Source organism: Streptomyces sp. GS7, from assembly GCF_009834125.1.
In the GTDB taxonomy this organism is placed as follows: Bacteria; Actinomycetota; Actinomycetes; order Streptomycetales; family Streptomycetaceae; genus Streptomyces.
In genome coordinates this window covers 5,551,837-5,574,823 of the sequence record NZ_CP047146.1, presented here as the reverse complement: position 1 = coordinate 5,574,823, position 22,987 = coordinate 5,551,837, and the positions used below count along the sequence as shown (strand labels likewise).

The following is a 22,987-nucleotide window of genomic DNA, read 5'->3' as shown; positions in this document are numbered from 1 at the left end:
GGAGACGCACCCCCATGGACCCCCGCTTCACCGCACTCCTCCGCCCCTTCCTCAAGCACGCCGGCCCCGGCGAGGCCGCCCTCACCCCCGAAACCGACCTGCGCCGGCTCGGCGTCGACTCCATGCAGGCGATCGAGCTGCTCTTCGCCATAGAGGACACGTTCGGCATCTCCCTGCCGGACGACGAACTCAACGACACCACCTTCGCCACCGCCGGCAGCCTGTGGCGCGTGATCGCCGACCAGCTCCCCGACAAGGTCTCCGCATGAGCGGCCCGCTCGCCCTGGCCGACCGCCTGGCCGAGGTCGCCGAGGTCACCGAGCGGTACGCGGCCGACACCGACCGGGCCGCCGCCTTCCCGGTGGACGCCCTGGCGGCGCTGCGCCGCACCGGCCTGCTCGGCCTGCTGGTACCCGCCGCATACGGCGGACTCGATGGATCCGTACGGGAGTTGGTGACCGCGGCACAGGCCCTGGGCCGGAGCGACATGTCCGTCGGCATGGTCTTCGCCATGCACTGCCAGCAGTCCGCGGCACTGGTCCACCACGGCGGCGCACGGCTGCGCAAGGAACTCCTTCCCAGGGTCGCGGCCGGCGAACTCTATCTCGCCTCCGTCACCACCGAGACCGGCAAGGGCGGGCACCTGCTCAGCGCCCATGCCCAACTCGCCGAAACCGACGGAACCTTGGCGTTCGACCGTTTCGCCCCGATCGTCACCGGCGGCACCCACGCGGACGGCTTCCTCGTCACCATGCGCAGTCCGAGCCAGGACGCCACGGCCGACGAGGTGTCCCTCGTCTTCGCCCACCGCGACCAAGTCGAGATCACCCCCTCCGGCGACTGGCAGCCCATGGGAATGCGGGCCAGCCACAGCGTCGCCCTGCGGCTGACCGGCCGTGTCCCGGCCCATCAAGTGGTCGGCGAGCAGGGCGGGTTCCACCGCATCGCCGCCGAGGTCTTCGGCCCGCTCGCCCACACCGGCTGGTCCGCGGTCTGGCTCGGCACGGCGGCCGGGGCGCTCTCCCGCGTCCTGCGGCTGCTGCGCAGCCCCTCCGGCCGGGAGCGCTTCGACCTCTCCTCCGAACTGCTGCTCACCCGCCTCTCCCGGTCCCGGAAGCGGCTGGACACCGTCCACGCACTCCTCCAACAGACCCTGAGGACACTGGAGTCGGGCCAGGACCTCTCCGTCCCCGCGCGGCAGCTCCAGCTCAACGCGCTCAAGATCACCGCCGCCGAGGAGTGCCACGCCGCCGTCGACGACCTGGTCACCGCCCTCGGCCTGCGTCACGGCTACCTCCAGGACTCACCCACCCGCCTCGAACGCGCCCTTCGGGACCTGCGCTCCGCGGCCCTCAACTACAGCAACGACCGCCTCCATCTCGCCGACGGCCGGCTGGCGCTGCGCGACCAGGGGGTCGGCTTTGCCTGACACCCGGCACCCGGTGGACCCGCCCGGCCCCCCGGCCACCGACGGCGCCGCCCTCGACGCCCTGCCGCCCACCGCCACCGGCGCCGAAGTCTGGCGCGCCCTCGGCGGGGCGGGCCTGCTCACCCGGGCCTACCGCGGCGGCGACCCCCGCACCGGACCGGACCCCGACGGCCTCGCCGAACTCCTCGGCGCCGTGGACGCCCGCTTCTCGCTCGCCGCCACACTGTCCGTCAGCGTCCAACTCGCCACCGCACTACCCCTCCTGGCGGTCGGCCGGGAACGCCGCGCCCACCACGCACTGGACGGCGCCCTCGCGGGCCGGGCCACCGTCGCCCTGGCCGCCACCGACGTGACCGCGGGCACCGACCTCACCGCCCTGCGCACCCGCGTCACGCTCGACGACGACGGGCTGACCCTCACCGGCGAGAAGAACTGGATCGCCAACACCACCACCGCCGCCCACTTCCTCGTCCTGGCCCGGCACCGCCCCGGCCGCCACTTCACCCACTTCACCTGGGTCCTGGTCCCCGCCGGCACCCCCGGCGTCACCGTCCGCCCCGCCGACTCGGCCCTTTTCGCCGACGCGGGCACCGGACACCTCGCGTTCGACGGCGTCCGGCTCGGCCGCGACCACATACTGGGCCGGACCGGCTTCGGGCTGCCGCTCTTCGCCCGCCACATCGCCACCGAACGGCTCGCCGGCGCCCAGTGGGCGGTCGCCCTCTGCCGCCGGGTGCTGGCGGACACCCACCGCCACCTCACCCGACGCGCCCACGGCGACGGCACCCTGTGGGACCTGGACGCGGTCCGCCAGCGCTTCGCGTCCTGCCTGGTCCGGGCAAGCGAACTGCGGGCGCTCGTCGCGGACCTGTCGGACGCGGTGGCATTCCGTTACGACGCCACGGCCGCCGCCACCCTCAAGGCCGCCGCCGGTGCCACCGTCCATCACGTACTCGACACCTGCGGCCGGCTCTGGGGCGCGGCCGGGTTCACCACCGGCGGCGTTCAGGAACTCCGCGCCCAGGCAGCACTGTTCGGCATCGGGGGAGGGGCGACCGAGGTCGTCCTCGGCACCGTCGCGGACGCCGCCGAGTCCGTCCTCGCCGCACTGGCCCGGCCGGGCACCCTCCCGTGACCGGCCCGCTCCAGGTCGCGGACCGGGTCTGGGTGAGCACCGTGACCGGGACACGGCACGAGCCCAGCCGGCACCGCGACGATCTGCGCCGGGCGGCGACCCTGCCCGAATGGCGCATCCGCGAATTCCTCTCCGGACGCGGCCTGTTGCGGCAGCTGCTGACCGCGATCCGGCCGGAGCTGGCCGACGCCGAGATCGCCCGGGACCGGCGCGGCAAGCCCGCCCTGCGCGGCCACCCCGGCATCGGCGTCAGCATCTCCCACACCCCGGGCGCGACGGCCGCCGGGCTCGCCCTCGGCCGCGACCTCGGCGTGGACGTGCAGCGCCCCGCCCCCGCCGTCACCGCGTCCTTCACCCGGCGGCTGCTGCCCGCGCACGCCCCGCGGCTCGCCGCCCTGCCCCCGGCGCGCGCAGCCGAGGAGGTGGCCTGGGTCTGGACCGCCCAGGAAGCCTGCGTCAAGGCCGCCGGAGCCGGGCTCGCCGGCCGCCCCTGGACCATCGGCATCCCGCCCGGCGCCCGCACCGGACGCTGGGGCGGCTACCGCTGGATCAGCCTCCGCGACCACTCCTCCGTGCCGCTGAGCTGCGCCTTCACCGATCCTGACGACCACGAGAAAGCCGGACCGCCCGCATGAGCACGCCGCCCCTGGCCGCACCGCAGACCCTCTACGACTGGTTCGCCGCCTCCGCCGCCCGCCACGGCACCCAACCCGCCCTGGAAGTCGGCGAGATCGCCCTCACCTACCACGAACTGGCCGCCGCGGTCGACGCGTTGGCGGCCCGGCTCCACCGGCACCTCGGCACAGGGGCGCCGCCCCGCCGCGTCGGGCTGCTGGCCGCCCGTACCGCCGTCGCCTACGCGGGATACCTCGCCATCCAGCGGCTGGGCGCCACCGCCGTCCCGCTCGGCCCCGCCTTCCCGCCCGAGCGCAACGCCGCGATCGCCGCCGCGGCCGGACTCGACGCCGTCCTCGCCGACTCCACCCCCGCACCCACCGCCCGGCTCGGCGCCCCGACCCTCACCCTCACCGACACCGAACTCCTCGCCCTGGCACCGCAACCGCTCCCGGCCGTCGACCCCGTCCGCCCGCACGGCCTGGCCTACATCCTCTTCACCTCGGGCTCGACCGGCGTCCCCAAGGGCGTCCCCATCCAGCACCGCAACATCCGCGCCTACCTCGCCCACGTCGTCCCGCGCCACGCCGCGGGCCCCGGCGACCGCTTCTCGCAGACCTTCGAGCTGACCTTCGACCCCTCGGTACACGACATGTTCACCGCCTGGGGGAGCGGCGCCACCCTCGTCGTACCGTCCCGCGGGGAACTCCTGTCCCCGGTCCGCTTCATCAACCGCCGGGCGATCACCCACTGGAACTCCGTCCCCTCGGCCATCTCCCTCGCCCACCGTCTGCGCGCCCTCCGGCCGGCCGCCCTGCCCACCCTCCGCAGCAGCATGTTCTGCGGCGAACCGCTCACCCTCCCGCAGGCCGACGCCTGGCGGCAGGCCGCCCCGCACAGCACGGTGGAGAACGCCTACGGTCCGACCGAACTGACCGTCACCTGCGTGACCTACCGCCTCCCCGCGGACCGCACCGCCTGGCCGGAGCCCGCCAACGGCACCGTGCCCATCGGCGCCCCGCACCCGGACCTCGAAGTACTCGTCCACCAGGGCGAGTTGTGCGTGCGCGGAACGCAGCGCTTCCCCGGCTACCTCGACCCGACCGACGACGCCGGCCGCTTCCTCGCCCCCGACACCTCCCCCTACGACCCCGCCACCCCGCTCACCGACGCGCACTGGTACCGCACCGGCGACCGGGTCGGCCCCGCCGCCGGCGGCCCGCCCGGCGAGCCGCCGCTGGTCCACCTCGGGCGCGACGACCAGCAGGTACAGGTGCACGGCTACCGCGTGGAGCTGGGCGAGGTGGCGGCCGCACTGCGCGCCCTTCCCGGCGTCCTCGACGCGGCCGTGCTGCCGCGGGCCACCCCCGCCGGCACCGAACTGACCGCCGCCTACACCACCGGCGTCGCCCCCGCCGCCGAGGACGACCTCCGCACCGCCCTCCGCGCCCGCCTGCCCGCCTACATGGTCCCGGCCACCCTCACCGCGCTGGACGCCCTCCCGCTGAACGCCAACGGGAAGCTGGACCGGGCGGCGCTGGCGGACGCCCTCGCTCCGCCGGTGACCCGCCGCTGAGCCGCCGTCTCCGGGACCCGCCCGGATCCGCCGGCCCCGCGGGGTCCGCCGGGTCCGGCAACTCCACCGGCGGGGCGGTGCCCCGGAGCGCCGCCAGACCGCCGGCCCATTCCAACTCGCTCTGTCCCGGCGGCCCTTGGGCGCCGTCGAGCCGTCGCGGCGGTATCCAGTGGACCACCATCGCCTCGCCGACCCGGGGCCTGGAGGCGCCCTGCACAGGCCCCGCAGCACGGCGCCCTCCGGCCGGCCCGCGTCTCCGCGTCGAAGGTCCCCTGAATCAGCCCGTCACTCCGTCCGCTGCGGCCGCCACGTCGCGGTGATCGTCAGACTCGCCCGCCCGTTGGCCCCCACGAGGCCGAGCTTCAGGTCCTGGCCGACCTGCACCCCGAACTGCACCGACATCTCGTGCGGGGGCCGTTCGGAGGCGGTGACCGCGTCATGGATCTCCTGGAGGAGCGGGCCCAGCGGTCGCAGCGTCGTGTGCAGCGCGGCGACCGCCGTCGCCGCTGCCGCCGCGCCGCCGCGGGCGACTGGCCCGGTCGGCCCCGTCCCCTCCGGCAGATCCGCGGCTTCCGTCCGGTCCGTGGCCGCGTCGGGCTGCGGGTGCGGCCGGTGCGCGCCGTCGACCGGAGTGAGCTCCAGACGGATGGATGTTCCATCGGCGAGGGTGAGTTCAGAGTGATTCGGCACGCACTCATTGTGCCGATCAGCGGCGATCACGACAGCGGAACGGCCGTATCACCGGCGGGGCCTGCGGGTGCCCCGGTGAGGGACTCGCTACCACCGGTCATGATCGCGGCGGGCAGGCGGGCAGGCGGGCAGGCGGGCAGGCGGGCAGGCGGGCAGGCGGGCAGGCGGGCAGGCGGGCAGGCGGGCAGGCGGGCAGGCGGGCAGGTGGAGGAGGGGCGTGCGGCGCCGCCGGCGGCGGGCACGCGCCGGGCCGGCCGCCGGGCGTGCCCGCCGCCTCCGGTTTGGCGCAGCCGCCCGCCGCTACGTAAAGTTCCGCCGAAGCTCGAACAGGCGGTGCGAAGGGCTGGAACAGCCGGCCTGACGAGGACGAACGATCCCAGGAAAGCGGCAGCGGCGATGACGGTGACCGATGACAGCCGGGCCGATGGCGCGGGAATCGACGCGGAGCGGATGGCGGTCTGCCTCAGCGTCCTCGAAGAACTCGACACCATCCCGGTCGACCACCCCGACGCGATCACGATACGGCGGGCCACCGCGGGCATCTACCGGACGGTGAAGCAGCGCCGGCGCCAGGAGCGCCGGGCGGCCAAGACCGCCAACGACAAGCAGGTGACCGAGGCGACGGCCACCGGAGCCGCCGACCGGATCGACGACGAGACCCTGGGCGTGGCGCTCACCAGCTCGGTGACCTCGGAACTCGCCGGAATCCTGGAACGCCCCCGCTGCTGCTACGTCTGCAAGGCCCGCTACGTCGAGGTCGACGCCTTCTACCACCAGCTCTGCCGGGCCTGCGCCACGGAGAACCGCGCCCGCCGCGACGCCCGTACGGACCTCACCGGGCGGCGTGCGCTGCTCACCGGCGGACGCGCCAAGATCGGCATGTACATCGCCCTCCGGCTCCTCCGGGACGGCGCCCACACCACGATCACCACCCGTTTCCCGAACGACGCGATCCGGCGCTTCACGGCGATGCCGGACAGCGCGGAGTGGCTGCACCGGCTCAAGATCGTCGGCATCGACCTGCGCGACCCGGCCCAGGTGATATCCCTGGCCGACTCGGTGAGCGCCGAGGGCCCGCTCGACATCCTGATCAACAACGCCGCCCAGACCGTCCGCCGCTCGCCCGAGGCGTACGACCGGCTGGTCGCCGCGGAGTCCGCGCCGCTGCCCGCCGGGGAGCTGCCCGCCTCGCTCGTCCTCGGCCACTTCGGCAGCGGTGCCCCCGCGCTCCCCGGCGCCGGGGCCGACGGGCGGCCGGAGCTGACCGCCGAGAACCTCACCGCGCTCGCCCTGACCAGCGGCTCCGCCTCGCCCGCCCGGATCGAGGCGGGCACCGCGATCGACGCCGGCGGTCTGGTCCCCGACCTGCACGCGAGCAACAGCTGGATCCAGAAGGTCGACGAGGTCGACCCGGTCGAGCTGCTGGAAGTCCAGCTCTGCAACATGACCGCCCCGTTCCTCCTGGTCAGCAAGTTGCGGCCGGCGATGGCCGCGTCCCCGGCCCGGCGCAAGTACGTGGTCAACGTCTCGGCGATGGAAGGCCAGTTCAGTCGCGGCTACAAGGGCGCGGGGCATCCGCACACCAACATGGCCAAGGCCGCGCTCAACATGCTCACCCGTACCAGCGCCAAGGAGATGCTGGAGACCGACGGCATCCTGATGACCGCCGTCGACACCGGCTGGATCACCGACGAGCGGCCGCACCCCGCCAAGATGCGCATGGCCGAGGAGGGCTTCCACGCCCCGCTCGACCTGGTCGACGGCGCGGCCCGGGTCTACGACCCGATCGTCCGGGGCGAGCTGGGCGAGGACCTGTACGGCTGCTTCCTGAAGGACTACGCCCCCGCGGCCTGGTGAGCACCGGGCGCCGTCCCCCGCAGTGGTGGACGGCGTCCTCGCCGGGCACCGCGGACGCGGGCGATCACGGCTCCGCCGGTGCGCCGTAATCTGGTGACGTGACCACGACCGAGCCGGACTCCGACGACATCCGCCGTATCGCCCTCGGCCTCCCGCAGACCACGGAGAAGCAGGCATGGGGCATGCCCACCTTCCGCGTCGCCGGGAAGATGTTCATCACCGTCCCCGATGACGAGACCTCCTTCGCCGTGCGCTGCCCCCGCCACGAGCGCCAGGAGCTGATCGCGGCCGAGCCGGAGAAGTTCTGGGTACCGCCTCACGAGGCCGGCTCCAACTGGGTACGGGTCCGCCTGGCCGCCCTGGAGGACATCGACGAACTCCGCGACATCCTCGTCGACTCCTGGAAGCAGGCGGCCCCGGACGCACTGGTCGAGGCATTCCCGACCCGGGACTGACCGCGAGCCGGCGGTACTTCGCCGCTCCGCGGCGGGTCGCACAGCCGCTCCGCGGCCGACCGCGCCGCCGCTCGTCAGGACGGTCGGAACGGCTCGTCCGGCAGCAGCACCGCCGCCCCCTCGATACGGTCACCGGCCAGATCCGCCAGCGCCTCCGGGGCGCGGCTCAGCGGATACGGCCGCGTGGTGACCCGGATCCCGATCCGCGCCGCCGCCGCCAGGAACTCCCGCCCGTCGCGCCGGGTGTTCGCCGTCACACTGCGCAGGTTCCGCTCGTAGAACAGCTCGCGGTGGTACGAGAGCGGGGGGATGTCGGTGAGGTGGATCCCGGCGACGGCGAGCGTGCCCGACCGGTCGAGCGCCGCCAGCGCCACCGGTACGAGATCCCCGACCGGCGCGAAGAGGATCGCGGAGTCCAGCGGTTCGGGCGGTGCGTCGTAGGCGCCACCGACCGAGGCCGCCCCCAGTTCGCGCGCCAGGTCGCGCGCCCGCGCCGACCGGGTCAGCACATGGACGGTCGCGCCCTCGGATAGCGCGACCTGCGCCGCCAGATGTGCCGAGCCCCCGAAGCCGTAGATCCCCAGCCTGCCGCCGGGCGGCAGCGCACTGCGCCGCAGCGCCCGGTAGCCGATGATCCCCGCGCACAGCAGCGGCGCCAGCTTCTCGGCGCTTGCGGCCTCCGGCAGCGGATACGCGTAGTCGGCCGGTATCAGCGCCGTATCCGCGAATCCGCCGTCGGCATCCCACCCCGTATAGGTCGACTCGGGGCAGAGGTTCTCCGCCCCCGCTCGGCAGTAGCGGCACCGCCCGCAGGTGCCGCGCAGCCACGCTCCGCCCACCCGGTCACCGGTCCGGAACGCCGTCACCGCCTCGCCCGCGGCAACCACCCGGCCCACGATCTCGTGTCCCGGCACGGTCGCCGGCCGGTGCGGCGCCAGATCACCCTCAGCGAGATGCAGATCCGTACGACAGACACCGCATGCCTCCACGCTCACCAGGAGATCGCCGGGCCCCGGCTCCGGAACGGGCCGGCGCACCGCCGTCAGCGGTCCGGAGTCCGCCGGACCGGGCCGCTCCACGGCCCAGCCGGACAGCGTCTCCGCCCGCGCCACGGCTGCCACCCCTCCAGCGTCGCGCCCGCCCCGGCACCGGGCAAACGCTGGCAGGCACCGCCCGCCGTACCCGCCGGCCACTGGCCTGATCCCGAGCAGCGAATTTCTACAGTGCTGTAGATTTCCGCCCGTAGCCAACGACCGACGAAAGGATGTCCCGTGGGCATCGTCAGCTGGATCGTTCTCGGACTCCTGGCCGGTGCGATAGCCAAGTTCCTTCTCCCCGGGCGCGATCCGGGCGGGCTGGTGGGCACCACGCTCATCGGTATCGCCGGGTCGTTCGTCGGCGGCTGGCTGTCGGCGAAGTTCCTGCACCGGCCGATCGCCCACAACTTCTTCGACGCCGCCACCTGGATCGCCGCCGTCGCCGGTGCGCTCGTGCTGCTGATCATCTACCGGCTGCTGTTCGGGAATTCACGGGACTGAGTCGATTCCACCCGCACCGGGAGAGGCACAGGTTTCTTCGCGGCTGCGGGAACCGCCGTGCCGGCGCGTCCGTTTCCCCGGCAGACCGGAATTGGGGAATCAGATGACCGTGAACATGAGCAAGGGCCAGAAAGTCAGCCTCAGCAAGTCCGACGGCGGGGCGCTGAGTGTCGTACGGATGGGACTGGGCTGGCAGGCCGCGCGCCGCAAGGGATTTCTCGCCCGCCTGACGGCCCGGGAGATCGACCTCGACGCGTCGGCGGTGCTCTTCGCGGGCAAGCAGCCCATGGACGTGGTCTTCTTCCAGCACCTGGTCAGCGACGACGGCTCGGTGCGGCACACCGGCGACAATCTGGTCGGGGGCAGCGGCCAGGGGGATGACGACGAGTCGGTTCTGGTCGATCTCCAGCGGGTCCCCGCGCACGTCGACCAGATCGTGTTCACCGTCAACTCCTTCACGGGGCAGACCTTCCAGGAAGTGGAGAACGCCTTCTGCCGCCTGGTCGACGAGACCAACGGCCAGGAACTGGCGCGGTACACCCTCTCCGGAGGCGGCGCGCACACCGCCCAGGTCATGGCCAAGGTCTTCCGGGCGGACGGGGGTTGGCAGATGGCGGCGCTGGGCACGCCCGCGCACGGCCGGACGTTCCAGGATCTGATGCCCACCATCGCCGCGCACTTGTGACGAGGCGAGTCGCCGTGCATGCGTGACGACGCGCTCGACGGCGTATGCGTGACGACGCGCGCCAGGGCGAATGCGTCACGCTGCGGGCCGGATCCCGGTGGCGCCGGTGGCTGTGGCAGGTGGCCGTGAGGGCGCGGGGGCGCCGTCGAGGAGCGGTCTCGACGGCGCTCGCTACTGCGCCCCGGGCGCTTTCGGCCCGGAGAAGTCCGGGCTGCCGAAGTCGGGGCCGGAGAAGTCCGGGGAGCTGAAACCCGGGCCGTCGGTGTGGACGGGGCGCCCCTCGCCCGTGCCGCCGGAGACACCGGCCGCGGCGGGGCGCGGGAGGGCCGGGCGTCCGGTGCGACTCCCGCCGCCGCTCAAGGTGGTGTCCAGCCGGCCGAGCAGGAACGGCATGATTCCCCGCTCCAGCAAGGCCAGTTGCCAGGCGGCGTGCGCCCGCGCGGTCTCCGGATCGGCGTCCTCCGGCGTCCGGGCGTCGGCCGCCGCGCGGTTGCGCGCTGCCGCCGCGAGCACCCAGACGAGCCCCGTCAACGTCGCCACACCCGCTACACCCGCGGACGTCCAGCCGGCCGTGATCAGCTCGTCGGCGAGCGGGGACGGCGATGCGACGGCCCGCAGACCGAAGCCGAACAGCAGGAAGACGGCCGCCGCGGTGGCGGCCAGGCCGGGCACCAACACCCCCAGCGCGGGCAGCAGTCCGCCGCTCCGGGCCTGCGTGCCGGTGCCGGTCGCGGGCTCCACGGGGCGGATCGGCGTCGTGGCGGCCCGCAGCCGGACGAACTCGCGGTACTCGGCCGCCGCCCCGGCGGTGATCGCGGCGCGCGCCCCGAGCGCCTCGCTGCGCAACTGCTCGGAGTTGAGCGTCCTGGACGTCCGCTGCAACGCCTCCCTGACCTCCGGGGAGTTCAGGGCCCGGTCCAGGGTGCGCTCGAATTCGGGTGCGTCCTGTGCCTCTAAGCGGTCGTTCTCGTGCACGTGTATTCCCCGGTGGGTTGAGGGAGCCAAGGTTGCGCGGTGCGGCCCGGTGCTCTGCCGGGGCCGACCGGACGGCGATGCATTCCGGTCACTGTGCGACCAACGTGGTGCACTTCTTGATGGTTCCCTGATTGCGCAATCTCTAAAGTGTTGCTCATGGATGAGATGGACGCAGCAGGGTGGGAAACGGCCGTACTCTCCGGCGGGCCGGCGGACGGGGTCCGGCTGCGACTGAGCGGCCGGCCGAGCGTGCTGCAGGTCAACCACCCCTGCCAGGCGGAGAACGCACCGGACGGCATGCAGATCGCGGCGCTGCACATCTACCGCCGTGACCTGAAGGTGAAGAGCGAGCCGCTGCGGTACGGGTTCGACGGGGTCAGCCCCTGACGGTCCGTCAGTGGTGAGGAGTTCCGTGCCCCTGCCTCAGGAAGCGGGGCGGGGGCCGGCCTCCTGGTCCGCGCGGGCGGCGGCGGGACGCTCGGCGCCGGCGCTGCCGGGGGCGGTCGCCGAGCTGACGCTGCCGGGCGCGCCGGGTGCCGCGTGGATCGTGCGCGGCGACTCGGTCCGCTCCTGGGGTCCCGCCTCGTAGGTGGCGGTCGGCGGCGTCCCGTCGTCCTCCCGCATCGCCTTCGCCTCGCTCTTGAGGATCCGCAGCGACTTCCCCAGTGCGCGGGCGGTGTCGGGCAGCTTCTTGGAGCCGAAGAGAACAATCACGACGATTGCCACCACGAGCAGATGCCAGGGTTCCAGTCCGTTGCGCAGCATCGCTGCCCGCCTTTCTCTCGTTGTCACAGTCGCGGCCGACGGGGACCGGCCCCGGATTTCACTTGCTACATTGCGCAACTGTATAACCCTGTGCAGGGGCTCCCCGTCTGCCTGCACGAAATCGCACGGACGAGGGTGCACACGTGACACGCAGCCACAAGGCACAAGCCGTACGCGGGAGCGAGGACGGGCTTGTCGGGGGACGGCGGCGTCGGCCCAGCGGGGTCCGGACAGCGGCGGCGCTCACGGTCTCCGTTCTGCTGCTTGCGGTCGCGGGTTCCGGCTGGCTCTACCTCCAGCTCAACGGGAACATCACCACCTTCGGCGCGGACGGCCTCAGCCGGGACCGGCCCGCCGCGGGCGCCGGCGGCAGCAACGTCCTGGTCATCGGCTCCGACTCGCGCGCCGGCAGCAACGCCAGGCTGGGCGGCGGGACGGGCGACGTGGGGCGCTCGGACACCGCCTTCCTGCTGCACGTCTACGGCGACGGCCGGCACGCGGGCGCCGTGTCGTTCCCCCGCGACACCCTCGTCGAGATCCCGCCGTGCCGGCTGCCCGACGGAAGCTGGACCGCCCCGCAGTCCGGGGCGATGTTCAACTCCGCGTTCACCGTGGGCCAGACCGCCAAGGGCAATCCGGCCTGCACCCAGAACACCGTGGAGAAGCTGACCGGGCTGCGTGTCGACCACACCGTCGTCGTGGACTTCGCGGGCTTCTCGAAGATGACCACCGCGGTCGGCGGCGTCACCGTGTGCCTGCCCAAGGACGTCTACGAGGGCGACCTCAACCCCAACCGGGGATCGCGCGGGCAGCTCATCTTCGCCAAGGGCCCGCAGACCGTCTCCGGCCGGAAGGCGCTGGACTACGTACGCCTGCGGCACGGCATCGGGGACGGCTCGGACATCGGGCGCATCAAGCGGCAGCAGGCGTTCGTCTCCGGCCTGATCAAGAAGGTCAGGTCGCAGGGCATGAACCCCTCCGCGCTGCTGCCGCTGGCGAACGCGGCCACCGAGTCGATGACCGTCGACCCGGGGCTGGGCTCGGCGGACAAGCTCCTCGCCTTCGCGATGTCGATGAAGAACATCGATCTGCACGACACCAAGTTCGTCACCCTGCCGTGGCGCTATCAGGGCGCCCGGGTGGCGATCGTGCATCCGGACGCGGACAACCTGTGGGCGGCGATGCGCGCCGACCGCACCGTGGACGGCCAGGACGCCAGCGGCACGTCCGCGCACAAGGACGATGACGGCAAGGCCGCCTACGCCACCGCCGCGGGGCCGGGCGTCACGGTGTCCGGGGCCGGCATCCGCGTCACCGTCTACAACGGCACCACCGTCCCCGGGCTGGCCGCCCGCGCCGCCGACGAGCTGAAGGCCGCCGGCTTCACCGTCACCGGCACCGCCACCGCCGGCGCCCAGCGGCACACCACCACGGTGATCAGCTACGGCCCCGGCCGGCAGGACCACGCCGTGGCCGTCGCCCGGCTCTTCCCCGACGCGGTGCTCCAGCAGGCCGCCGCCCCGGGCGTCAACGTCACCCTCGGCCGGTCCTACGCAACCCGACCCGCCCCCGCTGCGTCCCCGCACGGAGGAGAGCCGTCACAGGTGGGCGGCAGGGCCCGGTCCGCCGACGACAACCCCTGCTCCGATCTCTCCTACGGCTGACGACCGCCCATAATGGACAGTCGCAGGAGTCCCGTTCACCCTGTTTCGCCCCTACGTATCCCGTACACATCCCGAGCTTCCTGAGGAGATCAGCCCTATGTCAGCCCTCCGCCGGCCCTCGCCCGGCCCTCTGACCGGAGTCCTGTCCGGCGTCCTGCTGGCGGCCCTCGTGCTGCTCGCCACGGTGGCCGTGCTGCCGCGGCCGGCGTACGCCGCGGGCAGTGGCCTGGGCACCGTGGCCGAGGCACTGAGAAAGAGCCCGGTATATGTCGATCCGCGGGTGAAGGACCAACTGCCGGACGCGGACCGGGACGCCCTCGCGAAGAAAATACGCGACGCCGACAAGCCGGTCTTCGTCGCCGTGCTGCCCGACACCGCCGAATTTCCCAAGAAGACGCTGCTGCAGGACCTGCGGACCAGGGTCGGCGTGACCGGCGTCTACGCCGTCCACCTCAGCGCCGTAGGCTTCAACGCCGGCGCCGACCGGACGGTGCTGCCCACCAACGCGATGGACAACCTCAAGAAGGCCGTCAGAGACTCCCACAGCCGCGACGACGCCAAGGGCATGGTCACCGACTTCGTCACCCAGGCCATCGCCCAGGCCCACGGGACCGCACCCTCCTCATGGGGCGACGACGCGAGCGGCGGCTCCGGCGGCTCCACCACCGGGCTGATCGCCGCCGGTGTGGTCGTCGCGGGCGCCGGAGGCGGCTACGCCCTGTACCGCCGGAACCGGAAGCGGCGCGAGCAGGCCGAGCTGGAGCAGCTGCGCGTGGTGGTCGACGAGGACATCACCGCCTTCGGCGAGGCTCTGGAGCACCTCGACTTCAACCCCTCCGAGCCCGGCGCCACCGACGACATGCGCGCCGACTACACCACGGCCCTGGATGCCTACGACCTCGCCAAGACCACGATGGCCGAGGCCCGCGTCCCCGGGGACGTACGGGCGGTGACCGACGCCCTGGAGCGCGGCCGGTTCGCGCTGGCCACGCTCGCCGCGCGGCGCACCGGCGCACCGCTGCCGGAACACCGCAAGCCCTGCTTCTTCGACCCGCGGCACGGTCCCTCGACCGTCGACGTGCAGTGGGCCCCGCCGGGCGGCGCGCCGCGCCCCGTCCCTGCCTGCGCGGCCGACGCCACGCGGCTGGCCGACGGCCAGGAGCCGATGTCCCGTACGGTGCAGACCGCCGACGGGCAGCAGCCGTACTGGAACGCCGGACCCGCCTACTCGCCGTGGGCCGGCGGCTACTTCGGCAGCGGCGTGCTCCCCGCCCTGGTCGCCGGAACCGTGCTCGGTTCCCTCATCAGCGCCCCGTCCGCCTACGCCGACTCCCCGTCGTTCTTCGGCGGCACGGAGGGCGGGACCGACTCCGGCGCCAACTTCAACCCGGCGGACTTCGGCGGCGGTTGGGGCGACGGCGGCGGCTTCGACGGAGGTGGCTTCGACGGTGGCGGCGGCGACTGGTGAGCCGGTGAACCACGGCTGACCCGCCGACGCGCCAGGGCCTGCCCGGATTCCGTTCCGGGCAGGCCCTCGGCCGTTCTCGCGGTCCGTTGGTCGTTGCCGTGGTCCGTCAGCCGTTCTCCCGACGCGCGTACCGCATCCGCGCGATGGTCAGCGCCGCCCCGTAGAGCGCGAGGACGACCGAGAGCAGCAGGTAGTACAGCGGCGGCGGGGCCGACATGGCCAGCAGCGGAGCCAGCGGGGAGACCGGCAGCAGCAGACCGACGACCGCGAGGGCCGTGACGGCGAGATGGACCGGTCCGATGGCCCGGCCCTCGGCGGCCCGGCGGCCCGTCCGCAGTAGCAGCATCACCATCCCCTGGGTCAGCAGGTTCTCGGTGAACCACCCGGCGTGGAACATCGTGGGAGTGTCGGTCCCCGACGTCGCCCGGGCCGAGAACGCCAGCACCGCGAAGGTCGCCAGGTCGGCGGCGGCGTTGATCAGGCCGAAGGCGGTGATGAAGCGGAGGAAGACCCGCGGGCGCAGCACGGCGGGACGGCGCGCCGAGCCGGGGCCCGGGCGGTCGAAGGCGAGCGAGAGCTGCGCCGCGTCGAAGCAGAGGTTCTGCACCAGGACCTGGGCCGGGAGCATCGGCAGAAAGGGCAGCAACAGACCCGCCGCCAGCATCGCGATCACGTTGCCGAGGTTGGACGACAGCGTTATCCGCAGATAGGCGGCGATGTTGCTGCTCGCGTGCCGGCCGGTGGTGATCGCCCGCTCGATGGCGGTCAGATCCTTCTCGCCGAGCACCACGTCCGCGCCCTCGCGTGCGACCGGCACCGCCCCGCGCGGACAGATCCCGACATCCGCGGCGTGCAGCGCGGGCAGGTCGTTGACCCCGTCCCCGAGGAACCCCGTGGTGTGCCCGCTCTCCCGCAGCGCGGTGACGATCCGGGCCTTGTCCTGGGCCGTGCACCGCGCCACGACCGTCGCCCGCTCGACCGCCGCGGCCAGCGCCGGCCCGCCGCACCCGGCGAGCCGGTCCGCGGTGAGCACCTCGCCCGGCTCCAGCCCCAGATCCCGGCAGGCTCGCGCCGCGGTGCCCGGGTGGTCGCCGGTGAGCACCTTCACCGCCACCCCGCGCTCGGCGAGTACCTCCAGCGCGTCGGCCGCGGACGGCGCGAGCGCATCGCTCAGCTCGACGAAGCCGAGGAAGGTCAGCCCCCGGACGTCGGCGTCCGTGTACGCGCCGAGCCGGGGACGGCGCTCGCAGCGCGCCACGGCCAGCAGCCGCAGACCGCCCTCCGCCTCCGCCGCGGCGAACCGCAGCAGCCGCTCGCGGGCCGCCTGGTCCATCTCGGCGTCCTGCCCGTCGAGGTTCAGCCGCCCGCAGCGGGCGACGACATCCTCCACCGCGCCCTTGGCGACGAGAGTGTGGCTGCCGTGCCGCCCGGGGCTGCGGACCACCGCCGCGGCCAGCCGCCCGACCGGATCGAACGGCAGCGCCGCGATCCCGTCGTACTCCAGCGGATCCGCCCCGCACGCGTCGGACGCCTCCAGGACCGCCTCGTCCAGCGCGTCCGGCACCGGCAGCTCGGCCAGCTCGATCGTCCAGAAGCTGTTCACCGCCGCCCAGCGCAGCACCTCGGGATCGCCGACGCCGCGCGCGTCGACGGCCCGTACGACGACCGGCCGGTCCTGGGTCAGGGTGCCCGTCTTGTCCAGGCACAGCACGTCGATCGCCCCGAGATCGTGCAGTGCCGGCAGCCGCTTGACGATCACCCCGCTCGCCCGGGCCAGCGCGGCGGCCCCCCGGGCCAGCGCGGTGGTGACGATCACCGGCAGCATCTCCGGCGTCAGACCCACCGCGACGGCCACCGCGAACGGCAGCGTCTCCAGGCCGCGTCCGCGCAGCGCGGCGTTCGCCATCAGCACCAGCGGCGGCGTCAGCAGCATGAAGCGGATCAGCGTCCACGCGATGCCGTGCACCGAGCGGTCGAACGCGGTCTCCCCGCGCCGCCGGGCCCGCCCGCCGTACGCCGCGGCGAACCGGGTGTCCGCCCCCGTGGCCACCACCAGCGCCGTCCCGCTCCCGGACGCCACGCTGCTGCCCTGGAAGCACATGTGCGGCGGTTCGGCCGGCCCGCCGTCCCCGTCGAGCGGCGCGTCCACCGGCCGCTTCGGCACCGGCGCGGACTCACCGGTCAGCGCCGCCTGGTGCACGGTCAGCCCGCTGGCCCGCAGCAGCCGCACATCCGCCGGTACCAGGTCTCCCGGGCCCAGCCGCACCACATCGCCGATGACCAGCTGGTCGACGGGGATCTCCCGCACCCGCGGCGGAGCGTCGTCGTCCGTCCGGCGCTGCACCGTCGCCGTGGTGGCGACCAGCTCCCGCAGCGCCGCCATCGAGCGGCTGGCATGGTGCTCGCCGCCGGACCGCAGCGCGCAGCTGACGGCCACCAGCGTCAGGATCACGCAGGCGGTGCCCCAGGAGGCGACGGCCGCCGACACCAGACCCAGGCACAGCAGCACCGTGGTGAACGGATCCCGCAGACTGCCCAGGAAACGCCGCGGCCAGGACACCGGCTTCCAGGACGGCATGGTGTTCTCGCCGAGCCGGGCCAGCCGCTCCTCGGCCTGCGCGTCGGTCAGTCCGCGCGGCCCGCTGTCCAGCCGCCGCATCAGCTGCAACGACGTCAGCGCGGCCAGCGCCCCGACCCCCGCCGGGGCGCGGCGGGGCTCCCCGTCCGCGCGGGTGTCTTCCGTGTCCGGGGACGTCGGGCCGGTCCCGGGTGCCGCGGTGATCTCAGGCACCGAGCTCACGCAGGCGGAACGGCGCCTCTACCTCGGAACGGGCGGCGAGCTGGACGACCAGCGTCCGCATCACCGCCACCACGTCGGGGTCGTCGACGAGGTAGACCACGCGCCGGCCCTCGCGGCGCGAGCGCACCAGTCCGGCCAGTTTCAGCTTGGACAGGTGCTGGCTCACCGCCGGCAGGGCGCCGCCGACCCGCTCGGCGAGCCCGCTGACGTCGCTCTCGCCCTGGGCCAGTGCCCAGACGATGTGCAGGCGCGGGGGAGAGGCCAGCAGCCCGAACATCGCCGCCGCCGCGGCCAGTACCTCGGCGGACGGGTCGGGCTTGGCGGCCTTGGCGGCCTTGCCGTCGAAGCTGGTCACCACTGCCGCTCTCCGTCCTTCCGGGGCGTCCCCTTGTCCCCGGAACGCCCAGTGTAGGCGGCGGGCCGTATGCCCTGACAGGCCGAAGCTTCCAGTGCCGAACAGGCGAGTGCGGAGTGCCGGGAGCCGCGGCTGCCCCCATGATGGCGAATGCTTCACCACGGGTGCATCACGGCCGCATCAGCCACTCGATCTCGCGAGGTCTCACGATGGAAGAGAACGGGACCATGGAAGCGCCCCGGCCCCTTGCCGGTGGCCGGGCCACCTACGGGGGCCGGACCACGGAATGGAGCCGGGCCCTGAGGGACGGTCGGGCGCTGCGCCGGGCTCCGGTCCAGGTCCACGGGCTCCGCCCGCTGCCCGCCGACGTCTCCGCCCCGCGCACGCTGCCCTGGCTCGTCGCGGTCAGCGCGCTCTTCGTCCTCCTCCAGGTGGCCCTGGTGGCACCCGGATCCGGGCTGGGCTGGGACGAGACGGTCTACGCGAGCCAGGTCAGCCGGCACGCGCCACCTGCCTTCTTCAGCGCACCGCGGGCCCGCGGCATCACCTACCTGATCGCGCCGGTGACCGAACTGACCTCCTCCACCACCGTCCTGCGGATCGTCCTCGCGGTGCTCTCCGGCGCCGGTCTCCTGGGCGCGCTGTGGATCTGGCGCCGGCTGCTGCCCACCCGCGTCCTGGCCCTCGGGGGCGCCCTCTTCGCCACCCTCTGGATCACCCTCTACTACGCGCCCCAGGCCATGCCCAACCCCTGGAGCGCGTACGCCACGCTGGCCGCCGTCGGCTGCTTCCTGCGCGCCGTACGGGACCGCGCCGACCGGTCGGCGCGGGTCATGCTCCCGCTCGCCGTCGCGGTGGTGGCGCTGATGCGCCCGCCGGACGCCGTCTGGCTGGTGCTCGCGCTGGCCGCCGCGGCGCTGGCGGTGCCCCGGTGGCGGCGCCCCGGGCTCGTCCTGCTGCTGGTGGGCGGGCTGGTGCTGGGCGGCGCGGACTGGGTCGTCGAGGCGTACACCCGCTACGGCGGCCTGCTCGCCCGGCTGCACCGGGCCGCCGAGATCCAGGGCGGCATCGGCTGGAACGTCGCGGTGGAGGACCAGATCCGCAGTCTGGACGGGGTCGGGCTGTGCCGTCCCTGCGACGTGCCCTGGAGCCACCCCGTCACGGCGGTGTGGTGGTTCGCCCTGCCCGTCCTGGTCGTCGGGGGCATCCTGGCCGCCGTACGGGCCAGGCGCCCAGCCACCGCGCTGCTGCCCGGCGCGGTAGCGCTGGTGATGGCCGTGCCCTACCTCTTCCTCATCGACTACGCCGCGCCCCGCTTCCTGCTGCCCGGCTACGCCCTGCTGGCCCTCCCCGTGGCCGACTGCGTGTGGCGGCTGATCGCGCGCGGGGACCGACTCCGCCCGTTCGCCACGATCCTCTTCACCGTGGCCCTCCTGGGACATCTGGCCGTCCAGGGCGCCGTGCTGACCGGCAACACCGCCCGCAACCGCCATATGCACCAGGACTTCACGGCCGTCGCCACCGCCCTGCACGGCCTCGGACTGCGCCCGCCCTGCACGCTCTCCGGCGAGAACGCCGTCCAGATCGCGTACTACACGGGCTGCGCCTCCCGGCAGATCGGCGGCCCCGACGCCAGCATCACCCCCGACGGACTGCGCGCCGAGGCCAACCGACGCCCGGTGGCCCTGCTCGTCCCGCCGCGCACCGCGCCCCCGGCCTACGCCCGTTCCTGGCACCCCGCGCCGCTGCCCGACTCCACCCGATTCCGGGGATACCGTGCCTATCTCGCGCCGGTCCCGAAGGCCCGGAAAACGGCCGCAAGGTAAATCCCGCGGATATGCGGGGGAAATTCCGGCGAGCGCAGAATTCACCGGATCTCCGTTCGGATGTGCGGACCGGAAACTTCCGCACCGTGTTTGATCGGGGGTGCATCACCACACCCCCCTCCTCACAGTCTTCAGTGCCGTCAACGCACCGTTCCGGAAGTGGACCATGAGCACGATCAGCATCGGCGAGGCCGTCCTCCTCGAAATCACCGAGGACGTGACGGAATGCCTCCCGGTCTCTCCTGCCGGCCGCCCTGGCATCACCGACCGGCGCGAGAGCGCCGGAGGGCCGAGGGGAGTATCCGGCGACGACCGAGCCGTGCTGGCCGCCCCTCACGCGGCGAACCGCTGAGCGCGGGTGCTCTCGGCTGACGACCACCGCCCGCCGACGGAGCCCGGCGCGGGGCTGCGGGCGCGGTTGCACGCGGTCGAGGAGGCAGCCGAGCGGATCGGCACCACCTTGGACGAGCAGACCACCTGCGCCGAACTCGCCCGGTTCGTCTGCCGACGGCTGTGCGACGCCGCCGCGGTGGACCTCCTCCCCGAGGACGCGGCCACCGGCGCACCCGGAACACCCGGTGGTCCACCGTCCCCGGCAGCGCTGCACCGGGCGGCCGAGGCGGGCTCCGCCCCGCTGCTGGAATCCGGGTTCGCCGCCGTACCGGTGCCCCTGTCGGTGCCGCTCCTCGCCCACGGCCACCTCTACGGCGTGCTGCTTGCCGCCCGCGCCGACGGCGGCTTCACCGAGGACGAGAGCGCCACCCTCCGCCACGCGGCCCGCCTGGCAGCCGCCCATCTCGCGCACGCCCGGCGCCACGCCGCCACCCGGCGCACCTCGATGGACCTGCAACGCGCGCTGCTCGCCGAACCCGGCCGCCCGCACCCCAACCTGGAGCTGGCCACCCGCTATCTGCCGTCCGGCACCAGCGCCTTGGTCGGCGGCGACTGGTTCGAGTCCGTACGGCTCCACTTCGGGCGCACCCTGCTGGCCGTCGGCGACGTCATGGGGCACGGGCTCGACGCGGCCGTCGACATGAACGCCTACCGCTCCGCCCTCCGTTACGTCGCCTCGGCCGATCTGCCGCCGCACCGGGTCCTGCGCCAGCTCGACCTCGCGGTGGCCGAGGACGACGGCCGCCGCCCGGCGACCTGTCTGCTGGCCCGGGTGGATCCGGCCCGCGGTATCGCCGCGTTCGCCGCCGCGGGCCATCTCCCGCCGGTCGTGTTCACCGGCGCCGGCACCGCCGAACTGCTCCGCGTCCCGGTCGGCCCGCCGCTGGGCACCGGCGTCGGGGGCTACGACCTGGTCACCCGCGCCCTCACCCCCGCCGACACCCTGGTGATGTTCACCGACGGCCTCGTCGAACGGCGCGGCGAGGACATCGACGCCTCCCTGGACCGGGTCGCGGGGATGCGCCTGCCCGCCGGCGCCGGGGTGGAGGACGTGCTCGACGAGGTGCTGCTCCGCCTCGACGGACGGCGCGCCGAGGACGATGTCGCGGTCCTCGCCGCCCGCATCCGCCACCACCCGGGCCCCGGCGGCTCCCGGCGGCCCGCCCGACCGGACGTCGTGTCGCCGCGCAACGGTGAGTCCGCGGAGGGGTGCTGCGGATCGGTCCAACTCAAGGGAGACGGTGGTGAGTTGCCGGTACGGGGCGAGTGAGGGGGCAGTCGACGGCCGGCGTCCCGTGCGAGCGGGAAGAGCCGGTGATGCGCGGGGTGCCGGTGGCGTCGTCGGACGGATCGACCCGGACGATGTGCTTGCCGACCGCCGGTCGCCTCGTGAGGGTCGGTGCGCGGCGTGGTCGGGTCCCCGTCCTCCGGTACCGCCGCACCGCTACGGCGCCGGGCGCCGCGGCGGCGGTGACGGCCGGCCCGCCGACGTCCCCGTGGCGGGCTGTTCCGCGTCCGGTTGCTCCGGGGCCGGTCGCCCCGCGCCCGGTTCCTCGGCGTCCGGGAACCGGGTGATGGCGATCATCGCCGCGTCATCGCCCAGGTTCCCGTCCGCGTACCGGAGCAGATCGTCGTGGAGACGCCGCACGAGGGAGGCCGGGTCGCGGTCGTTCCAGGAGGCCAGCCGGTCGGCCAACGGGTAGAAGACGCCGTCGCGGTTGCGGGTCTCCATCACCCCGTCCGTGTAGAGCAGCAGCACATCGTCCGATGCGAACGGGAACGTCTCGACCTCGTACTCGCTCGGCGAGGGGGTGTTCAGGCCCAGCGGGATCGCCGGATCGGCGACCTCCAGCGGCAGGACCCTGTCGTCGCGCAGCAGCAACGGCGGAGGGTGTCCGCAGTTCACCATCCGCAGGAACGGGTCGCTGTCGGGCACGTCCAGCATCAGCGCGGTGACGAACGACTCCGGGTCCTCCTCGGGGGCGTGGGCCAGGTTCCAGTACACCGAGTTGCCCAGGTGCGCCATCATGCCCGCGAGGGGGAGGTGCCGGTAGGCCGCCCCGCGGAAGGCGCCGACCAGCGCGGACGCCTCGCCGATGGCCGCCAGGCCCTTGCCGCGCACGTCCCCGATGACCAGCCGGACCCCGCCCGGCACCGGCGCCGCCGCGTACAGATCACCGCCGATCTCGGCCTCCTCCTCCGCCGAGATGTACGCGCACTCGATCCGCAGCCGGCCGATCCGGCGGGGCAGCGGCCACAGCAGCACCTGCTGTGCCGCCGCGGCCACCGACCGTACCTGGACGAGCTGCCGCGCATGCCGGTCGCGCACATAGCGGAAGATCGTCACCAGTACCGACAGGACGAGGAGGGCGGCGACCTGCGCCTGGTGGTTCGCGGTCGTCAACCCGCCGTGCAGCTGGCCGATGAGGATCTGGGCGGCCACCGCCAGGGCTCCGACGGCGCCGGTCAGGCGGGCCCCCGCGAAGGACGCGGTGATCGCGGGCGCGGCCACCAGGAACGGGCCCAGGTGGATGCTCGTGGGCGTGCTGATGTCCAGCACGGTGACCGCGACGATCAGCGCGAGCGGGATGGCGACCAACCCGTGGCTCAGCTGCCAGGACCTGCCGGGACGGGGGCGACCCTGCCGGACGCGCATACCTCCTCTTTACACCCGGCGCGGCTGCAGTGCCCGCAGGGCCTGTCCGGCCGCCCGGAGAGGCCGGCCGGACAGGTTCCGGGCTGCCGCGTCGCGCCCCGTGCC

General features: G+C 73.9%; 22 protein-coding genes. 15 read left to right on the top strand and 7 right to left on the bottom strand.

Features of this window, described 5'->3' with window-relative positions:
• Positions 1-14 precede the first annotated feature (14 nt).
• From GR130_RS24225 to GR130_RS24205, 5 genes are read left to right on the top strand one after another with little or no spacing between them, the layout of a single operon-like run.
• Positions 15-269, top strand: coding sequence for an acyl carrier protein (locus GR130_RS24225; RefSeq protein ID WP_159506656.1), 255 nt, complete (start codon positions 15-17; stop codon positions 267-269).
• Positions 266-1,429 carry an acyl-CoA dehydrogenase family protein gene (locus GR130_RS24220; protein ID WP_159506655.1) on the top strand — a complete coding sequence of 388 codons (1,164 nt, stop codon included), beginning with the start codon at positions 266-268 and terminating at the stop codon, positions 1,427-1,429. The genes GR130_RS24225 and GR130_RS24220 overlap by 4 nt, the downstream gene beginning before the upstream one ends.
• Complete coding sequence (locus tag GR130_RS24215) at positions 1,422-2,564, top strand: acyl-CoA dehydrogenase family protein (RefSeq protein WP_201304977.1); 1,143 nt, start codon at positions 1,422-1,424, stop codon at positions 2,562-2,564. Before GR130_RS24220 ends, GR130_RS24215 begins: the two co-directional genes overlap by 8 nt.
• Positions 2,561-3,199, top strand: coding sequence for a 4'-phosphopantetheinyl transferase family protein (locus tag GR130_RS24210; protein ID WP_201304976.1), 639 nt, complete (start codon positions 2,561-2,563; stop codon positions 3,197-3,199). The genes GR130_RS24215 and GR130_RS24210 overlap by 4 nt, the downstream gene beginning before the upstream one ends.
• Positions 3,196-4,755 carry an AMP-binding protein gene (locus GR130_RS24205; protein ID WP_159506654.1) on the top strand — a complete coding sequence of 520 codons (1,560 nt, stop codon included), beginning with the start codon at positions 3,196-3,198 and terminating at the stop codon, positions 4,753-4,755. The genes GR130_RS24210 and GR130_RS24205 overlap by 4 nt, the downstream gene beginning before the upstream one ends.
• Before the next feature lie 285 nt (positions 4,756-5,040).
• On the opposite strand, the gene GR130_RS24200 is transcribed toward GR130_RS24205, so the two are convergent.
• Positions 5,041-5,445: a CU044_2847 family protein gene (locus GR130_RS24200; protein ID WP_159506653.1), complete on the bottom strand. Its 405-nt coding sequence runs from the start codon at positions 5,443-5,445 to the stop codon at positions 5,041-5,043.
• Positions 5,446-5,841: 396 nt separating this feature from the next.
• On the opposite strand from GR130_RS24200, the gene GR130_RS24195 reads away from it, so the two are divergent.
• The gene (locus GR130_RS24195; protein ID WP_159506652.1) at positions 5,842-7,302 is read left to right on the top strand and encodes an SDR family oxidoreductase; all 1,461 of its coding nucleotides are present in this window, start codon (positions 5,842-5,844) and stop codon (positions 7,300-7,302) included.
• 98 nt (positions 7,303-7,400) lie between these two features.
• The gene (locus GR130_RS24190; RefSeq protein WP_236573426.1) at positions 7,401-7,757 is read left to right on the top strand and encodes an MmcQ/YjbR family DNA-binding protein; all 357 of its coding nucleotides are present in this window, start codon (positions 7,401-7,403) and stop codon (positions 7,755-7,757) included.
• A 74-nt stretch (positions 7,758-7,831) separates the two neighbouring features.
• Here the strand turns inward: GR130_RS24190 and GR130_RS24185 are convergent, their stop codons facing one another.
• Positions 7,832-8,851, bottom strand: a complete 1,020-nt coding sequence (locus tag GR130_RS24185) for a zinc-dependent alcohol dehydrogenase family protein (protein WP_201305210.1) — start codon at positions 8,849-8,851, stop codon at positions 7,832-7,834.
• A 177-nt stretch (positions 8,852-9,028) separates the two neighbouring features.
• On the opposite strand from GR130_RS24185, the gene GR130_RS24180 reads away from it, so the two are divergent.
• The gene (locus GR130_RS24180) at positions 9,029-9,295 is read left to right on the top strand and encodes a GlsB/YeaQ/YmgE family stress response membrane protein (protein ID WP_159506651.1); all 267 of its coding nucleotides are present in this window, start codon (positions 9,029-9,031) and stop codon (positions 9,293-9,295) included.
• Positions 9,296-9,398: 103 nt separating this feature from the next.
• Positions 9,399-9,980 carry a TerD family protein gene (locus GR130_RS24175; protein WP_159506650.1) on the top strand — a complete coding sequence of 194 codons (582 nt, stop codon included), beginning with the start codon at positions 9,399-9,401 and terminating at the stop codon, positions 9,978-9,980.
• Between the two features lie 171 nt (positions 9,981-10,151).
• Here the strand turns inward: GR130_RS24175 and GR130_RS24170 are convergent, their stop codons facing one another.
• Entirely contained in the window at positions 10,152-10,955 is an 804-nt protein-coding gene (locus GR130_RS24170; protein WP_159506649.1) for a hypothetical protein, read from the bottom strand.
• A gap of 156 nt (positions 10,956-11,111) precedes the next feature.
• Between GR130_RS24170 and GR130_RS24165 the strand changes: the two genes are divergently transcribed.
• Complete coding sequence (locus GR130_RS24165) at positions 11,112-11,342, top strand: hypothetical protein (protein ID WP_189301750.1); 231 nt, start codon at positions 11,112-11,114, stop codon at positions 11,340-11,342.
• A 36-nt stretch (positions 11,343-11,378) separates the two neighbouring features.
• On the opposite strand, the gene tatA is transcribed toward GR130_RS24165, so the two are convergent.
• Positions 11,379-11,720 (bottom strand): Sec-independent protein translocase subunit TatA, encoded by a 342-nt coding sequence (gene tatA, locus GR130_RS24160; RefSeq protein WP_159506648.1) that lies wholly within the window; start codon positions 11,718-11,720, stop codon positions 11,379-11,381.
• Between the two features lie 143 nt (positions 11,721-11,863).
• Here tatA and GR130_RS24155 point away from each other — a divergent pair, with 143 nt between their 5' ends.
• On the top strand, positions 11,864-13,384 hold the full coding sequence (locus GR130_RS24155; protein ID WP_236573424.1) for an LCP family protein: 1,521 nt from the start codon (positions 11,864-11,866) through the stop codon (positions 13,382-13,384).
• 97 nt (positions 13,385-13,481) lie between these two features.
• Positions 13,482-14,852, top strand: a complete 1,371-nt coding sequence (locus GR130_RS24150; protein WP_159506647.1) for a hypothetical protein — start codon at positions 13,482-13,484, stop codon at positions 14,850-14,852.
• Between the two features lie 106 nt (positions 14,853-14,958).
• Here the strand turns inward: GR130_RS24150 and mgtA are convergent, their stop codons facing one another.
• Together mgtA and GR130_RS24140 are read right to left on the bottom strand one after the other, a co-directional pair.
• Positions 14,959-17,652: a magnesium-translocating P-type ATPase gene (gene mgtA, locus GR130_RS24145; RefSeq protein ID WP_159506646.1), complete on the bottom strand. Its 2,694-nt coding sequence runs from the start codon at positions 17,650-17,652 to the stop codon at positions 14,959-14,961.
• Positions 17,636-17,929: an ArsR/SmtB family transcription factor gene (locus GR130_RS24140; RefSeq protein ID WP_236574017.1), complete on the bottom strand. Its 294-nt coding sequence runs from the start codon at positions 17,927-17,929 to the stop codon at positions 17,636-17,638. Before GR130_RS24140 ends, mgtA begins: the two co-directional genes overlap by 17 nt.
• 287 nt (positions 17,930-18,216) lie before the next feature.
• Here GR130_RS24140 and GR130_RS24135 point away from each other — a divergent pair, with 287 nt between their 5' ends.
• From GR130_RS24135 to GR130_RS24125, 3 genes are all read left to right on the top strand, one after another.
• On the top strand, positions 18,217-19,833 hold the full coding sequence (locus tag GR130_RS24135) for a hypothetical protein (RefSeq protein WP_236573423.1): 1,617 nt from the start codon (positions 18,217-18,219) through the stop codon (positions 19,831-19,833).
• A gap of 166 nt (positions 19,834-19,999) precedes the next feature.
• A complete protein-coding gene (locus GR130_RS24130; protein WP_159506644.1) occupies positions 20,000-20,185 on the top strand; it encodes a hypothetical protein in 186 nt (61 codons plus the stop codon).
• Between the two features lie 6 nt (positions 20,186-20,191).
• Positions 20,192-21,496, top strand: coding sequence for a PP2C family protein-serine/threonine phosphatase (locus GR130_RS24125; protein ID WP_159506643.1), 1,305 nt, complete (start codon positions 20,192-20,194; stop codon positions 21,494-21,496).
• Between the two features lie 174 nt (positions 21,497-21,670).
• On the opposite strand, the gene GR130_RS24120 is transcribed toward GR130_RS24125, so the two are convergent.
• The gene (locus tag GR130_RS24120; RefSeq protein ID WP_159506642.1) at positions 21,671-22,882 is read right to left on the bottom strand and encodes a PP2C family protein-serine/threonine phosphatase; all 1,212 of its coding nucleotides are present in this window, start codon (positions 22,880-22,882) and stop codon (positions 21,671-21,673) included.
• Between the last annotated feature and the right edge of the window lie 105 nt (positions 22,883-22,987).

Bases quoted from the DNA above. Each gene is read 5' to 3' on its own strand.
- GR130_RS24150 (WP_159506647.1), top strand. From the start codon at position 13,482: ATGTCAGCCCTCCGCCGGCCCTCGCCCGGCCCTCTGACCGGAGTCCTG.
- GR130_RS24205 (WP_159506654.1), top strand. From the start codon at position 3,196: ATGAGCACGCCGCCCCTGGCCGCACCGCAGACCCTCTACGACTGGTTC.
- GR130_RS24220 (WP_159506655.1), top strand. From the start codon at position 266: ATGAGCGGCCCGCTCGCCCTGGCCGACCGCCTGGCCGAGGTCGCCGAG.
- GR130_RS24225 (WP_159506656.1), top strand. From the start codon at position 15: ATGGACCCCCGCTTCACCGCACTCCTCCGCCCCTTCCTCAAGCACGCC.
- GR130_RS24130 (WP_159506644.1), top strand. From the start codon at position 20,000: ATGAGCACGATCAGCATCGGCGAGGCCGTCCTCCTCGAAATCACCGAG.
- tatA (WP_159506648.1), bottom strand. From the start codon at position 11,720: ATGCTGCGCAACGGACTGGAACCCTGGCATCTGCTCGTGGTGGCAATC.
- GR130_RS24135 (WP_236573423.1), top strand. From the start codon at position 18,217: ATGGAAGAGAACGGGACCATGGAAGCGCCCCGGCCCCTTGCCGGTGGC.
- GR130_RS24195 (WP_159506652.1), top strand. From the start codon at position 5,842: ATGACGGTGACCGATGACAGCCGGGCCGATGGCGCGGGAATCGACGCG.
- GR130_RS24175 (WP_159506650.1), top strand. From the start codon at position 9,399: ATGACCGTGAACATGAGCAAGGGCCAGAAAGTCAGCCTCAGCAAGTCC.
- GR130_RS24165 (WP_189301750.1), top strand. From the start codon at position 11,112: ATGGATGAGATGGACGCAGCAGGGTGGGAAACGGCCGTACTCTCCGGC.
- GR130_RS24120 (WP_159506642.1), bottom strand. From the start codon at position 22,882: ATGCGCGTCCGGCAGGGTCGCCCCCGTCCCGGCAGGTCCTGGCAGCTG.
- GR130_RS24140 (WP_236574017.1), bottom strand. From the start codon at position 17,929: ATGTTCGGGCTGCTGGCCTCTCCCCCGCGCCTGCACATCGTCTGGGCA.